At 38.4% G+C, this 14,490-nt stretch carries 16 protein-coding genes; 13 read left to right on the plus strand and 3 right to left on the minus strand.

The window, feature by feature from the left end; all coding sequences use genetic code 11:
- Nucleotides 1-210: 210 nt before the first annotated feature.
- Complete coding sequence (locus KW850_RS09255) at nucleotides 211-546, minus strand: hypothetical protein (RefSeq protein WP_218347270.1); 336 nt, start codon at nucleotides 544-546, stop codon at nucleotides 211-213.
- 347 nt (nucleotides 547-893) lie between these two features.
- Between KW850_RS09255 and KW850_RS09260 the strand changes: the two genes are divergently transcribed.
- The 11 genes from KW850_RS09260 (at nucleotide 894) to KW850_RS09310 (ending at nucleotide 9,513) form a co-directional block, all read left to right on the plus strand.
- Nucleotides 894-1,226, plus strand: a complete 333-nt coding sequence (locus KW850_RS09260; protein ID WP_218347271.1) for a 2Fe-2S iron-sulfur cluster-binding protein — start codon at nucleotides 894-896, stop codon at nucleotides 1,224-1,226.
- Nucleotides 1,227-1,288: 62 nt separating this feature from the next.
- Nucleotides 1,289-2,059 carry a creatininase family protein gene (locus KW850_RS09265; protein ID WP_218347272.1) on the plus strand — a complete coding sequence of 257 codons (771 nt, stop codon included), beginning with the start codon at nucleotides 1,289-1,291 and terminating at the stop codon, nucleotides 2,057-2,059.
- A 241-nt stretch (nucleotides 2,060-2,300) separates the two neighbouring features.
- Nucleotides 2,301-3,032 carry an iron-containing redox enzyme family protein gene (locus tag KW850_RS09270; RefSeq protein ID WP_026567517.1) on the plus strand — a complete coding sequence of 244 codons (732 nt, stop codon included), beginning with the start codon at nucleotides 2,301-2,303 and terminating at the stop codon, nucleotides 3,030-3,032.
- 135 nt (nucleotides 3,033-3,167) lie between these two features.
- Complete coding sequence (locus KW850_RS09275; protein ID WP_218347273.1) at nucleotides 3,168-4,631, plus strand: aldehyde dehydrogenase family protein; 1,464 nt, start codon at nucleotides 3,168-3,170, stop codon at nucleotides 4,629-4,631.
- Nucleotides 4,632-4,660: 29 nt separating this feature from the next.
- Entirely contained in the window at nucleotides 4,661-5,140 is a 480-nt protein-coding gene (locus tag KW850_RS09280) for a GlcG/HbpS family heme-binding protein (RefSeq protein WP_218347274.1), read from the plus strand.
- Between the two features lie 83 nt (nucleotides 5,141-5,223).
- Nucleotides 5,224-5,853: a chromate transporter gene (locus tag KW850_RS09285; RefSeq protein WP_256358162.1), complete on the plus strand. Its 630-nt coding sequence runs from the start codon at nucleotides 5,224-5,226 to the stop codon at nucleotides 5,851-5,853.
- Nucleotides 5,850-6,380 (plus strand): chromate transporter, encoded by a 531-nt coding sequence (locus KW850_RS09290; protein ID WP_218347275.1) that lies wholly within the window; start codon nucleotides 5,850-5,852, stop codon nucleotides 6,378-6,380. Before KW850_RS09285 ends, KW850_RS09290 begins: the two co-directional genes overlap by 4 nt.
- 43 nt (nucleotides 6,381-6,423) lie before the next feature.
- On the plus strand, nucleotides 6,424-7,125 hold the full coding sequence (locus KW850_RS09295; protein WP_218347276.1) for a GntR family transcriptional regulator: 702 nt from the start codon (nucleotides 6,424-6,426) through the stop codon (nucleotides 7,123-7,125).
- A 185-nt stretch (nucleotides 7,126-7,310) separates the two neighbouring features.
- Entirely contained in the window at nucleotides 7,311-7,658 is a 348-nt protein-coding gene (locus KW850_RS09300) for a 2Fe-2S iron-sulfur cluster-binding protein (RefSeq protein WP_218347277.1), read from the plus strand.
- Between the two features lie 373 nt (nucleotides 7,659-8,031).
- A complete protein-coding gene (locus KW850_RS09305) occupies nucleotides 8,032-8,805 on the plus strand; it encodes an NAD-dependent protein deacylase (RefSeq protein ID WP_218347278.1) in 774 nt (257 codons plus the stop codon).
- Between the two features lie 69 nt (nucleotides 8,806-8,874).
- Entirely contained in the window at nucleotides 8,875-9,513 is a 639-nt protein-coding gene (locus KW850_RS09310) for a hypothetical protein (RefSeq protein ID WP_218347279.1), read from the plus strand.
- 44 nt (nucleotides 9,514-9,557) lie between these two features.
- Here KW850_RS09310 and KW850_RS09315 read toward each other — a convergent pair whose 3' ends face one another.
- Together KW850_RS09315 and KW850_RS09320 are read right to left on the minus strand one after the other, a co-directional pair.
- Nucleotides 9,558-10,703, minus strand: coding sequence for a CAP-associated domain-containing protein (locus KW850_RS09315; protein WP_218347280.1), 1,146 nt, complete (start codon nucleotides 10,701-10,703; stop codon nucleotides 9,558-9,560).
- Between the two features lie 186 nt (nucleotides 10,704-10,889).
- A complete protein-coding gene (locus KW850_RS09320) occupies nucleotides 10,890-12,209 on the minus strand; it encodes a helix-turn-helix domain-containing protein (protein WP_218347281.1) in 1,320 nt (439 codons plus the stop codon).
- Nucleotides 12,210-12,442: 233 nt separating this feature from the next.
- Here KW850_RS09320 and KW850_RS09325 point away from each other — a divergent pair, with 233 nt between their 5' ends.
- Nucleotides 12,443-12,955, plus strand: coding sequence for a flavin reductase family protein (locus KW850_RS09325; RefSeq protein WP_218347282.1), 513 nt, complete (start codon nucleotides 12,443-12,445; stop codon nucleotides 12,953-12,955).
- A gap of 47 nt (nucleotides 12,956-13,002) precedes the next feature.
- On the plus strand, nucleotides 13,003-14,466 hold the full coding sequence (locus tag KW850_RS09330; protein WP_218347283.1) for a 4-hydroxyphenylacetate 3-hydroxylase family protein: 1,464 nt from the start codon (nucleotides 13,003-13,005) through the stop codon (nucleotides 14,464-14,466).
- Nucleotides 14,467-14,490 lie beyond the last annotated feature (24 nt).

Here is a 14,490-nt window from a genome sequence, read left to right on the forward strand (position 1 = left end):
AAACTTTCTATTTGGATCCAAAAAAGCTGCAGAAAAGGCAGAAAAAAAACTTGCTTCACTTAGAAAAACACTTAAATTCTAACGATATTTATTCAACCGTCACTACCAAGTGGCGGTTTTTTGTCGGGCTATTAAAGTATAAAAATCCGGAGACTTTTTTTCTCTCCGGATTTCAGCTATATGGAATAAACTGTTGGCAGCAATGAATTCTTAAACGGTTACCTCTGTTGATTTTACCAGTTTGGAGTTTACAGAATCTTGACTGTTTCCAGACGCTTTGACGATCTCATTTAATTCCTCACGAGCTGCTTCGATTGTGTCGAACTTTTCAAAAAACTTTACCGCGATCTGATTGACATATTCTTTTCCTTCATAATTCTCAAATAATTGAATTTTAATGGTTTCATCCAGGACTTCGGCAATTGTGTATTTCGCCTTTAGATTGTCAAAGAAATAGAAATCATAGGTTTCTACCGGTTTTAATCCATCATTTTCAAGAATCGTTTGGAAGGTATCCTTATTCGTTAACACAATATATTTCCCCATGCAGAACACTCCTTAAGGTAATTTTGAAATCCTATTAATAAAATCGTTTCAGGTAAGTATTGATTTTCATGGCTCAAAGGATCGGAAACTATGACAGAAAGTTTTCTCAACACACCTCCAAAGGAATATTGTATACCAAACTCTTATTTTGTATTTTATCTTAAGTTGTTAAAATGTTCAAGGTTATATTCTAAATATTAAAATAATTACAAGAATCGTTGCTAGACTAAGAGAATTTAATTAAAAAATCTGGCCATTTTTAAATTCTAGTTTGCTTCTCTATCCAAAAGATTGTATACTGCAGAGAAGAATCAAAATTTTTAGAATAAACTGAAAGGGGTAACAGTATGCCAAAAGTGATCCTTCATGTAGATGGAACGACAATAGAACAAGAGGTCAAAGACAATGCCAATTTAGTTGTCTTAGCTGGCACGCGCCAATTACCTAAATTGAAGTATGGCTGTGGAATGGGACGCTGCACGAAATGCACCTGCGTCGTAGTGAATGGGGCTGAAGGGTTGGCACCACCGAATTGGAAAGAAGAAAAAATGCTTGGCGATAAGGTAAACGAAGGGTACCGCTTAACGTGCCAATTAACCATTAAAGAGGATATTGAAATTTCTCAAGAAAATATTTCTATTCAGGCACCTAAGAAACAATCGGCTATTCAATCGATATAAGCAATTTTTTTAATTTGAAAAATGGTATACAAAATACAACAAGGCTAAGTAGGTGAGTAGGAATGGATTGTTATGATTTAACGAGGATGACATGGAAAGAAGTAGAAGGAGCGCTTAAGTCAGTTCAACTTGCTATAATTCCTATAGGCGCTCATGAACAGCACGGCCCCCACATGGTAGAAAGCTGTGATGCGGTCTTAGCTGAAAGGATGGCCAAGAAACTTGGTCAAAGGATGTTCCCTTATGCATTGGTCACACCATCTGTTAATATGGGTGTTTCGCCGCACCATTTGAATTTTCCGGGCACGATTTCCTTGCAGCCAACCACATTAATTGCGGTATTAAAGGATATGGTTTCATCATTAAAGCATCACGGAATTGAAAAGTTTTTGTTTTTAAATTCCCATGGCGGAAACCAGTCGACGCTTAATGTAGCCTCGATGATGTTAACCAAAGAACTGGATGTAGAAATCTATTATGCAAAAACGACTGCCTCTGCTAAAAAGGCAATTAAGGAAAATGTCACTTCCACCTTATTTGGTCATAGTTGTGAACGCGAAGTTTCGGAAGCATTGTATTTAGCTCCCGAACTTGTCCGTCTTGAAAAACTAGAAAAAGGTGATATTCAAGAAGAGGGAAGATGGAAGCAACTTCGACCTGGTAAAGCAATTCAAGGATTTTATTATTATGAAGAAATGACTAATAATGGCTGTATCGGTGATGGTACAAAAGCAAGTTGGGAAATTGGCCAGCAGATCGTCGAGGAATCTCTTGATAATCTTTCCAACGAACTTTTCAAATTGTTGGATTTGAATGTGAATGTCCAGCAATAATCGACGTACTAGAAAAAAAGAAAAACAATCTTTCAAAAATTCTAAAAATTATATTTACAAATAAACAATATATTGGTAGTATAAACGTAAGGTATACCAAAACAATAGTTTTACCTAATAAAAGAGTGCTGGAAAGAGAGAATATCCACAATCTTTTTATTTTTAAACTAATTTGGTATACAAAATATCAAATACCAATCAAAGGTTGGGTACCTACATAAAATTAGAGGAGGAGTTTCAGTTGACAGAATTATTATCTAAAGATGAATTTCGCAGACAATTAGAGGAAGCAATTAAAGGTAACCATAGCCAGAAAGCTGCATTTACAGTAGCTTGGGCAGAGGGCAAACTTGAAAGAAAACACTTTGCTAGTTGGGCTGAAAATCACTACCATTATGTAGGACCATTCGCTGATTACTTAGCGTATATTTACCACAATACTCCACAAGATCCAAAGTTTGCTGCTGCAAAAGATTTTACTCTACAAAATATGTATGAAGAAGAAATCGCAGCGGATCGTCACACAGACTTATTGATTCGATTTGCGGAAGCATGTGGTACGACTGCAGAAAGAATTATTGATCCAAACAATATGGCTCCAACTACTTTAGGTCTTCAAAGCTGGTGTTTCGCGGTGGCTGCACGTGAGAATTTCGTCGTAGCAACAGCAGCTCTGGTTGTTGGATTAGAATCACAAGTTCCTGATATCTACCGAAAACAAACTCCTGCTTTACGTGAAAAGTATGGGTTTACGGATGAAGAAATTGAATTCTTTGACTTACACATTGTTTCAGATGAGATCCATGGTGAGCGCGGATACAAAATTGTTCTTGATCACGCCGATACGCCTGAGTTACAGCAACGTTGCTTAGAAGTTGTTCGTACAGGAGCAAAAATGCGCCGTATGTACATGGATGGCCTTTGGAAAGAGTATATTGAAAAGGATTTAGGTGCATTAGTAGAAACGAAATAAATAGATAAGCGGAAGCGCCTGTGTACCGGCCGTCATATTAATCTTATAATTTAAGGTTTAAGTGACGGCCATTTTTATAGGATCATAGTTTTCAAATAATAGTTGGAACTTAATAAATGAAAAAAGGTGATAGTAGTGATTACTACAAAAGTAGAGACATTCAATAATTATATTAATGGAGAATGGCAGGAATCGGTAAGCAAGAAAACATTTTTTAGTGTGAACCCGGCAAATACCGAAGATCTCGTTGGAGAATTCCAGGCTTCAAACGAACATGATGTTCAAAATGCGATTGAAGCGGCCAAGAATGCTTTTCCTAGTTGGTCCCAAACTGCACCATCTAAACGCGCGGCTATCTTAAATCAAGCTGCCAGCATTCTCGAGCAAAATGTTTCTGCCCTTGCTGAAGAGTTAACAAGGGAAGAAGGCAAGCATGTAGATGATGCTAAGAATGAGGTATTACGTTCTGCGCAAACGCTCCGCTATTATGCAATAGAAGGACAAAGTTTTACAGGGGAAACCTTTCCAAACGATGATGCTAACATGAAAGTTTCAACGGAAAGAGAACCACTCGGAGTAGTAAGTGTCATTACTCCTTGGAACTTTCCACTTTCTATACCAGCCCGAAAAATCGCTCCCGCTTTAATCACGGGTAATACGGTGGTTTTTAAACCTTCCTCCGATACGCCACTAATCGCTTTTCGTCTAGTTGAAGCACTTGATAAGGCAGGAATTCCTAAAGGCGTGATTAACTTTGTTACAGGAAAAGCATCAGACGTGGGGGATCTATTGGTAACCCATCCTGCTGTTAGGGCCGTCACATTTACAGGTTCAACTGCTGCAGGAGAAGATATTCATAAAAAAGCAGGCTTTACGACAAGGACGCAAATGGAACTGGGCGGGAAGAATCCTCTTATTGTTATGGATGATGCAGATCTCGATTTAGCAGCCACTTTAACGGTTAACGGGGGCTTTTCGTTAACAGGGCAAGCTTGTACCGGAACAAGCCGTGTTATCGTCTTGAAAAATGTAAAAGAGGCATTTGTTCAAAAACTGGTTGAAAAAACGAGTGCACTAAAAATAGGTAATGGTTTTGAAGCAGGCGTGAAAATTGGCCCGCTTGCGAACGAAAATCAATTGAAAAATGTCTTAAAGTATATCGAATTCGGTAAGGAAGATGGTGCTGAATTGGTCTATGGTGGTGAGGCATTATTGACTGGAGAATTCGAAAAAGGATACTATGTCCAGCCGGCCATTTTTACTAATGTAAAAGCAAATTCGCGAATTGCGAAAGAAGAGATCTTTGGGCCGGTTGTGGCTGTGATTGAAGTAGATACATATGAAGAAGCCATCGCCGTTGCGAATGATGTCGAATATGGTTTGTCTGCTTCGATTGTTACCAATAATCTCAAAATTGCTAACCAATTTACCAAGGATATCCAAGCGGGAACAGTTAAGGTTAATCGTACAACAACAGGAAACTTAATGAATGCGCCATTTGGTGGCCTTAAAAAATCAAGTACGTCAACCTTCCGTGAATCGGGCAGAGTGGGCTTAGAGTTCTTTACACAATTAAAAACGGTTTATATGGGCTATTAATAACATTCGATAGATAAAGGAGAACATGTATGAAATCTGTGTTGAAAATTGAACTAGAAGAAGCAAAGTTAATGATTGAGGCGGCTAAGAAAAAATCAGAAGAGATCAATGTCCTTGAAACAATCGCTATTGTTGATGATGGCGGAAACCTGATTGCATTAGAACGCATGAACGGAGCACGCATCACTGGACCAGAAATTTCGATTGCTAAAGCCTACACGGCAGCGGGCCATAAACGCTCGACCCATTTATTTAACAAGGAGCCGAATGGACCTGCACTTCCTGGAAATGAAGCCTTTGGAATTCAGCAAATGCTGCCAGGAAAGTTTGCTATTTTTGTTGGCGGGTTTCCGATTGTTGTCAATGGCGAAGTAGTAGGTGGAATTGGAGTAAGCGGCGGAAACGGCGAGCAAGACACGGCCGTGGGTACAGCTGCACTGCAGGCACTACAGACCTATCTAGAAAGAGATGGGCTGGAGGTAATTACTGAAGCCGATATAAAAAAATAATTAGATCCGGACCTCATTCCTGAATTGTTTTTAACAGGATGGGGTCTATCTTAATCTGGCGTTCTATTAAAAAAAGAGTAAAAATGTTATATTGGTATAAAAAGGGGGAGAATCAACTGAAAACATATCTTGAGTTAGCTATTGGATTTGCCCGCACCGGTGTGACTGGTTATGGGGGCGGACCCTCGACTATACCGTTGATTGAATTTGAAGCTGTTAAAAAATACAAGTGGATGAACGAAGAAGAATTTGTAGAAATCCTGGCATTAGCCAACACATTACCTGGACCAATTGCCACCAAAATGGCGGCGTATATCGGTTATAAAGTGAAGGGATATTTAGGGGCTACTGTTGCCATTCTAACTCATATTCTGCCTTCCATTATTGCCATGATTGCCTTATTGGGTGTGCTTTATTCCTATAAGGAATCACCGATTGTAAGTGGGATGGTTCAAGGGGTTACACCTGTGATTGGCTTTATGCTCTTGGAGATGGCTTATCGTTTTTTCCAAAATGGCCGGAAAGGCTTAGGTTTTCCGATCATGCTCACGCTATCGATCGTTTCTTTAATTGTTGTTCAGTTCCTTGGATTACATCCCGGAATCTTAATTGCTGTATTTCTGATCGCTGCCTTTATCATTGCGGATCGAAAGGAAAAAGCGGCAAAAACTGCTGCTGAGATGGTTCTTCAGAGAAAGGAAAAAAGTTCATGATCTATTTGCATATCTTTTGGTCGTTTTTTATTGCGAATTTATTAGGTTACGGAGGCGGTCCTGCAACCATTCCATTAATTCAAAATGAAGTGGTTAACCATTACCACTGGATGAGTCTATCCGAGTTTGGGGATGTATTAGCGATTGCAAATGCCCTGCCTGGTCCGATTGCCACCAAAATGGGCGGCTATATCGGTTACCAACTAGGAGGAGTTCTCGGTGCAACCATTGCGCTAATTGCAACCGTTCTTCCTTCTGCACTTGCTGTTATTTTACTATTTAAGTTTATTAATCTATTTAAAGGGTCTCCAAAAGTAGCGCTTATGACAAAGTCTGTTCAGCCGATTATTTTCATTTTACTCGCTGTGATGGCCTATCAGTTCTTTTTAACTGCCTATGAAAAAAGTGGTCTTTTTCACTTAATCTTATTGGCTGTGGTTAGTTATTTTGCTTTAATTAAAATCAAAATGCACCCATCCCTGTTAATTGTTTGCTGCTTAGTCTATGGTGGAGTTTTTCTCTCGTAAGCCGGAATGTTAAAAAATAATATAAAATGAGCGGGTGGAAGTTATGGACTTAAGATGGGAGGAAAACAATCTTTTATCGATTCGTGAGCATGCATATAACTATTTAAAGGAAATGATTCTCGAGGGCGAATTAAAAGCAGGCGATCGGTTAATTGAACGGGAGCTGGCTGGGAAATTAGGCATCAGCCGTACCCCAATTCGAGAAGCATTGTTCCGCTTGGAATCCCAGGGTTTTGTAAAAACAGTACCCCGTAAAGGTGTCGTCGTCTCGAATATTTCCGAGAATGAAGTCATCGAGGTATTTACAATCCTTGCTTCATTAGAAGTCCTTGCCGTTAAATTGGCCGCGGGACGGATGGATAAAGAAACACAACTAGAATTGGATCAAAAGATCGAAGAGTTGATGGAGTTAAAAGATCAAGCGGAAGAAAACTTTAATTTTGAACATATTCAAATGAATCGTCTCATTAATAAAGCATCGAAAAGCCCTAAACTATTTGAGATTCTCTCTGGCCTGATTGACTATATACATATGGCTGCAAATATGGGATATGAGACACCAGGTAGAAGAGAAGAATCATTAAAGGAACATATCGATATCATGAAAGCCTTGCGGGATAAAGAAGCGGAAATGGCTGAGTATTTAATGAGAATTCATATTGAAAACTCGAAAAAAGCTTATATCACCTATATCAAAAATTTAAAACAAAAGCTTTCTAAAAAAGAAAAACTGATGTCCACTTGATCGATTACTCAAAGCGATCTCGGAGCGATTTGGTACCCATAGATGATGACCACACCTGTCCTGCGGATGTGGTCTTCTATTTATCTTTTAAAAAAATCAAAAGATTTAAAATATTATATTGTCTGATAATTTTAAATATGGTATATTGTATACCAAGAAGATAAATTAAAGGGAGGATACGAGGCATGCCAAAAATAAATTTCATTAATAGCAATAAACAATTAGAGGTACCAGAGGATTCGAATATTTTGAGGATGTCCCTTCGTTACGATGGCGAACTCCCGAACCGATGTGGCGGAGGAATTTGCGGCAGCTGCGTTTTTAAAACGGAGGAAGGCGCAGAGTTCTTAGATAAAGTTAAGGTCCAGGAAAGAAGAAAATTAGGCGAAGAATGGTTAAAAGAAGGATATCGCCTCGGCTGTCAAACCTTTGTGACAAATGGAGATATTTCGATTTCTTGGGATGATGCATTTACAGAAGTAGTGAAAAAGAGAAAGCCGGATAAAATTCAAAAAGAAGTTTCTACCATTTAGGAACGTGAAAATGAAAAATATAAATTCGGGGTGAGAACATGTGGGCCTGTAATCGACATATGAAAGAAATACTAACCTTCTTAGATACTCCCCATATTAGCAAAGCTTCCTATCAAATAAAATGTTCACTATGCGATAATCATGCACTAGCAAAAATCTATTACACACATAAACCATTACAGTTTAAAAAGAATAAAAAATTACGTGCCTTTGCTTAGTATCAATAATACCTGCCCCCCAGTGCTTTAAAGGTATAAAGTAGTGGGGTACATGTACCGAAAACAGACAAAGCGATGAGTTTTTATGACTCATCGCTTTTTTCTCGATATAATAGATAGTGCTTGAGAAAGAGGTTTAAAAGGAGTAATAACCGATGAAAAATAACGTGATCCAAAACTGTACCAGTATTATCAGGAACTCAAAGAACATCGTAGTACTCACAGGTGCTGGAATTAGCACAGAATCAGGCATTAAAGACTTTCGCTCGAGAAACGGTGTTTATCAAATGGCACCCGAATATATCCTTTCCCTGGATTATTTTTATCATTATCCACGAGAGTTTTATCAGTTTGCCTTCGAGAATCTATACCATCCCGATGCAGTTCCGAATCTTGGGCATGAAATCCTCGCAAAGTGGGAAAGGGAAGGGAAAGTGTCAAGTATCATTACCCAAAATATAGATGGACTTCATCAAAAAGCTGGCAGTGGAAACGTGATTGAATTCCATGGCACTATGAAAAGTGCTTCGTGTTTAAATTGCGGGAATAGCTATACGACCGAAGAAATGGTAAATCGTCTCCAGACTGTAGATGAATTCTATGTCTGTGACCAGTGTAATACCCGCTATAAACAAGAGCGTTTCATTAAGCCTGACGTTGTTTTGTTTGGTGATACAGGCAAGTGGTTTACGGTTGAGGGGTTTGACCAAATTTTAAATTCGATTCGTGATGCTGATTGTCTATTGGTGTTAGGGTCGAGTATGAAAGTAACGCCATTTTCTACATTTCCTCAATATAGACGGCAGCACATACCAATGATCATTATTAATTTAGGAGAAACACCTTATGACACTGACAGGAATACTTTTGTCTTACCTGAGTCCATCGGGAAATCCTTGGCGTTGTTGGATGATAACCAAGAATCTTGATGGCAAGTAGATAGGTTTATATAAAAAAGTAATGTTAATTTACTATACAGATTAAGGTTGGTGGTAGTCGTGAGTGAGAGCAATCAGTATGTGTGGTATGCGAGTTATGGTTCAAATCTTAATAAGGATCGATTTTTGTGTTATATCAAGGGCGGGAGTCCCGCGGGTTCCACAAGGGTGGAGACAGGCTGTAAAGATTCTTCACTGCCAATTGCGGAGTCTTCTTTTACAATCAATTATCCGCTTTACTTTGCAAAAGAGGCAGCAGGATGGCAATCACAAGGAGTGGCCTTTATTGGATTAAACCACGAAAAGGATACTGTAACCTATAGCAAAAAATATTTAATCACGATCGAACAGTTTTTAGATGTGGTCCAACAAGAGAACAGCGGAGAATTTTTCAAGATTGATTTAAACGAAGTAAAAAAGACTGGGTCAAAAATATTTAGAGACAGTTCTTGGTATGGAAATATTATTTATCTTGGTGAATACAATGGATACCCTATTTTCACCTTCACTGCTCCGTGGAATCGGGCTGAAGTGGAAATTACGAAGCCTTCCCATTACTATTTAGCAACCATTATTAAAGGCTTAAAAACATTGTATACGAATGAAGAAATCTATCTTTATCTTCAAAACAAACCTGGCGTAAAGGATTTCTATTCGACTGATGAATTAATGACAGTTATCTCTGCCAGGGAGTCTTAACGGAAAAAACGAAACCTTCCTATAGGAAGGTTTTGTGCGTATATCTACTTTGCAAAGAAGTTTTCCGTATAGTAGGGCTGTGATTCATTATTAAAAGCGACGCCGACTCCTAAATACTCATAACCTGCCCGCAAGATATTTTCCCGATGCCCAAGTGAATTCATTAAACCTTCATGGGCAAAAATGCTGCTAAATTGTCCATAGGCAAGGTTCTCACCTGCCAAATGAAAACTAATATCATCTGCTTTCATCCGGTCAAACGGGGATTGGCCTTTCAAGTTGGTATGATCAAAGAACTGATGGACAGCCATATCAGTGCTATGTTTACGAGCCGTTTCCCGAACATGTTCATCCCATGTCAGGACAGGAAGTTTATGATTGACCCGTGCCGCATTGGTCAAATCAAATAACTGATATTCAAAGCCTTCTTTTAAAGCTGCATTTCCTTTCGTGTAAAAATCTGTTTTCTCCTCTTCAAAATCTTTGCCCACCAACTGCATTGCCGTCACCGTATTATTTTCATGTTTATCATAAAAGACAGTTACATACGTTCCATCGACCAGGAACAAATCATTGTCGCTATTTTCCTCTAGTTGATACACAGTGAATCCTTTTTGAATTTTGGTTAATGGCTCCCCAAGTTTTTCCCGTACAGTTTTCCTCGAACTTCCAAGCTTGATTCCGTTCGTTGAAGAAATTAAATCCTGATTCGTATATATTCCAGCAGCTTTGTTGTTTTCGTCATACATAACCATAAAGAAATCATGATAATCTTGATGATAGGTATTCCAATCAGTCCCATATTCATTAAGGGATGAACGATTTGCCTTTCCTAAATTATGTTCAATATCTTCTTTTAGATTGCCAATTTCAACATTATGAATCGAGAATACTTGTTCAGTAGGGACTGTTAAGTCAACTTTATCTGTCTCTTTTTCCTGCTGTTGTGGATTTTGTTTAGGAAGAGGGAGTTCTCTTACTTGTGCTCCAATCTGTTTCACTAATTGTTGAACTTTTTCATAAAAACTGTTCAGTGTTTCTACTATTTCAGGATTATCTTTTACATTTATTTCAGATTGAATAGAATCAATCGTTTGGTTGATATTATTTTTTTCCAATTGCTTGTCAATAACAGGTAGTGAAAATTTAAATAAAAGAATAAATGAGATAATCGCGAGAAATCGTATCATGTTCTTTTTCCTCCATTTCTATTAGAATTGTAGCCAATTTTGGTCGAATGTATAAGTAATATGCTTGTGGGGAATAGAGAACTGCATTCGCCAAGTCAGAATTCGGAAGAATATCACAAAGGCACTATCTTTAAGTCGATAGCGCCTTTACTTCTTAGATTATATAGGCAGATTCCTTTGTCATTCCTACTTTTTAGTCAATTCGGAAGTATTGGAGACTCGATAGATTTTCCTCGGGCGTCCCTTGGAGGAAGGTGCCTCATCTCCAATAATTTCTGCCATACCTTCTTCTACTAATCCTGTAAGGATTCGACGAGCATTTCTTGGGGTCATTTTTAGCCATTCGGCTACTTGAGTTGAAGTAATTGAACCATTTCCCATTCTATTCTGAACCGATAATATTTTATTAAACGTTGTAATCGTTATCCCGCTATTTTTAAGTTTTTCACTTATTTCCTTATTTTCAGTCCGATATTGAAAGGAGATGGTTTCTTGTTCTTTTAATGGACCTTCGATTGTTCCATTATTATCCACCAAGAAAGCACAAAAAGAATCATAATTTTGAGCATGGTTTAGCGCAAGCCTAGCATTTTCTTCTGCTGTGAGGGCAGTATCACCGTAGCCAATTCCAATGTTGGATGGTAAATCTGCAATTAACGCCAATCTTTCCAAAAGTGAGGTAACCGAATTCTCCGGTTCTTCTAAAGAACCCCTAGTTGAAAAAATAACAAAGATTCCGATTCCAATCGTTACAAAAGATCCCGAAATGGATTCAGCAAAATTTAAAATAGCTGCCTGTATCTCTAAACTTAAGCGATGAATATCATATGAAACCATATTATGATCAGCTTTTTTTTCCATTCCTTGCACCTTCACAAGGATAGCCGCAATTTGTGATTGTTTAAAATGAATCGTTTCCCATTGTTGGACAGCAGATGACAATGTTCTACGAATGTTACTTCTAGTCGGTGCAACCCAATAGGTTGTTATATTTTGTGAACTCAACTGATCATAGATAGAACGTAAACTTGTTATACTAATATCCACTTTTCCATCTTGAATAAGTTTTTGATGAAAAGCTAGTAGATTCTCAAGAGGAGTTTCATTGGTATACTCATGAACATAAATCTGGTCACTTGGTATACCAAGGTCACGATAGGTTTCATAAACGTCTCTTTCGGACAATGTATCAATACTTATTCGTTCTAAACTTCTTTGATCATTATAACCAATGTCAAATAAGGTCTTGGTTAAGCTAGCACCATCTAATTGAAGTAAAAAAAATGGTTGTTTTACAGCGCTCTTTTGAAACGGATTAAAAAGGGCAGGCCCAGCAAGGATCCATAGATCAATTACTTGTTGATTGTTTAATACGATATTTGTTGCTTCTTCGGGTAACTGATAAATATATGGTACTGGCTGCAGCCGGTCACGATATTCATTGGCTATTTCAGTAATTAGTTGGACAGAGTCAGTTGGTCCGATGATTCCGGCTCTTAGTTTCAAAAATTTCCCTCCTAATTGATATGGTTGGTTATTTCATTATAACCATAATAAAACCCTTCGTAAAAAAGTTTTCATATTTTAAGAGTTTAACCAATTTCATATTAACACCCTCAAATTGATTGTAGTGAATTTTTAGAAAATTCTGTTGACAATAGTTTTAACGGGTTGTATAGTCTTATTTAAGGAACATATTAAGAAATATTCCGTAAATAAAATAACTAGGGGTGTTATGAATGAATAAATCGAAGCAGAACCATGAGTTATTCCCGTTGGTTGACCAAGAACAATTTAAACAGGTTATTGGCCACTTTGCTAGTGGGGTAACGATCATAACCGTTAGAAATAATGGGGTTGATTTTGGGATCACGGCAAGTGCGGTCTGTTCTGTTTCTGTTGACCCACCAATGCTGCTGGTTTGCGTGAATAAAAACACAGGAACTTGTCATGCAATCTCAGCTGCAGAGTCCTTTACGGTAAATATCGTCAATGAAACCCAAAAAGAGTTAGCATTAAAATTTGCAAGGGCTAATTCGGATAAATTTGATGGGACTGACTTTTCATATGGCGAGTTAGGCAATCCAGTTTTAGGTCAATCACTTGCTACACTCGAATGCCGCGTTGTTGAAGAAGTAACAGGTGGTACTCATTCCGTCTTTTTGGGCAGGGTGCAAACAGCCTATGCAGCTGATGGAGAGCCTTTAGTTTACTACCGTGGAAAGTTTGGAAAATTTGAAGAAGCAAAATAACAATCATTTGATTTGTAAGTTAAATGAATGAAATGGGAGGTAATGGAATGGCATTAATGACAGGTAAGCAATATCGGGAGTCGCTGAATGATGGACGAGAGGTTTATATTGATGGGGAAAAGGTAAAGAATGTTGCCGAACACCCATCCTTTAAGCCAATTATTGATGTTAAGGCTCGTATGTATGATATGGCACTCGAAGCAAAATATGCTGATACCTTAACAACCACACTGCCTGACGGCGAAGTTGTTTCACGGGCTTATAAAATGCCTGAAACAAAAGAAGATCTAATTGCTATTCGCAAACATGTCGAGACGGTACTAGACGATCTTGGCGGGGTAGTTTATCGGGTAGGAGATGAAACAATTGGTGAAATGTGGTCCTTATATGACGCACAAGATAAATTAAATGAAATTGATCCAACCTACGCGAAAAATATCAGGTATCATATTGACCGTGTAGCGCGAGAAGATTTATTTCATGTCTCAGCGAATACAGATCCAAAAGGTGATCGAAGCAAATTGTTCAGTGGGAAAGATGGAGGAACCCTTCTCCATGTGGTCGAGGAAAATGACCAAGGAATCGTTGTAAAAGGAGCAAAGTTTGAAACAGCTGCTGCCTATGCGCACCAGGCCTTTGTAAAACCAACCATACTAGACTGGAATGCTGGATCAGAAAAGATGGCACCGTTCGCTTGCGGATTCATTTGCGATATGGGTGCACCAGGATTAAAGCATATTTGCAGAACATCACTAGGTACAGACCGAAATCCACAAGATTATCCTATTGCCACAAAATTTGAAGAAATTGATACCCTGCTAATTTTTGATCACGTCCTTATTCCATGGGAAAATGTCCTTTTCCACCGCTCCTTAGATTCTGCCGCTTATATTCGTTCTACTCTACACCGTTATTCTGCCTTTAATTACACCCTAAGAATGTTACGCAGAGCTGATTATTTAATTGGTACAGCACTACTAAATGTTGAGCAAACAGGTTTAACCCATCTCCAAGCTGTTAAAGAAAAAATCTCTGAGTTGATCAATTATCGTGAAGGAATCAATGCCCATTTAACTGCAGCCGTAGCTGATGCGAAAAGAAGCCCCGGCGGTTTAATGATGCCGAATCCGTCACTTTTGTATACCGGTCGAGTCTTTGCTTTAGCTAATTTCCCAGCTATGGCTCATTTAACTAGAGAACTCGTTGGCGGCCAATTAGCGGTGACTCCTGATTCTACAACAATGGCAGATCCTGAAATCAAGCAGTATTTCGACCAATATTATTCTGTTGGGGAGTGGACCCCTGAAGATCGAGGGAAATTATTATATTTCGCGAGAGATTTGTTAAATTCCTCTTATGCAGGACACAAAACTACTTTTGAATTATTTGCACAAAGTCCTCCTTTTGCTCAACAAATGGCCGTATTTAGCAATTTTGATATGGAGCCACAGCGTGATTTAGTGCGAAAAGCAGCAGGGCTTAATAAGTCTGAGCCAGTTTCTAGTAATTAATGTATAAATAGTAGTGGAACAAAA

Source organism: Bacillus sp. sid0103 (assembly GCF_019219025.1).

Bases quoted from the DNA above. Each gene is read 5' to 3' on its own strand.
- KW850_RS09255 (WP_218347270.1), bottom strand. From the start codon at position 546: ATGGGGAAATATATTGTGTTAACGAATAAGGATACCTTCCAAACGATT.
- KW850_RS09260 (WP_218347271.1), top strand. From the start codon at position 894: ATGCCAAAAGTGATCCTTCATGTAGATGGAACGACAATAGAACAAGAG.
- KW850_RS09265 (WP_218347272.1), top strand. From the start codon at position 1,289: ATGGATTGTTATGATTTAACGAGGATGACATGGAAAGAAGTAGAAGGA.
- KW850_RS09280 (WP_218347274.1), top strand. From the start codon at position 4,661: ATGAAATCTGTGTTGAAAATTGAACTAGAAGAAGCAAAGTTAATGATT.
- KW850_RS09285 (WP_256358162.1), top strand. From the start codon at position 5,224: ATGTTATATTGGTATAAAAAGGGGGAGAATCAACTGAAAACATATCTT.
- KW850_RS09290 (WP_218347275.1), top strand. From the start codon at position 5,850: ATGATCTATTTGCATATCTTTTGGTCGTTTTTTATTGCGAATTTATTA.
- KW850_RS09295 (WP_218347276.1), top strand. From the start codon at position 6,424: ATGGACTTAAGATGGGAGGAAAACAATCTTTTATCGATTCGTGAGCAT.
- KW850_RS09300 (WP_218347277.1), top strand. From the start codon at position 7,311: ATGCCAAAAATAAATTTCATTAATAGCAATAAACAATTAGAGGTACCA.
- KW850_RS09305 (WP_218347278.1), top strand. From the start codon at position 8,032: ATGAAAAATAACGTGATCCAAAACTGTACCAGTATTATCAGGAACTCA.
- KW850_RS09315 (WP_218347280.1), bottom strand. From the start codon at position 10,703: ATGATACGATTTCTCGCGATTATCTCATTTATTCTTTTATTTAAATTT.
- KW850_RS09325 (WP_218347282.1), top strand. From the start codon at position 12,443: ATGAATAAATCGAAGCAGAACCATGAGTTATTCCCGTTGGTTGACCAA.
- KW850_RS09330 (WP_218347283.1), top strand. From the start codon at position 13,003: ATGGCATTAATGACAGGTAAGCAATATCGGGAGTCGCTGAATGATGGA.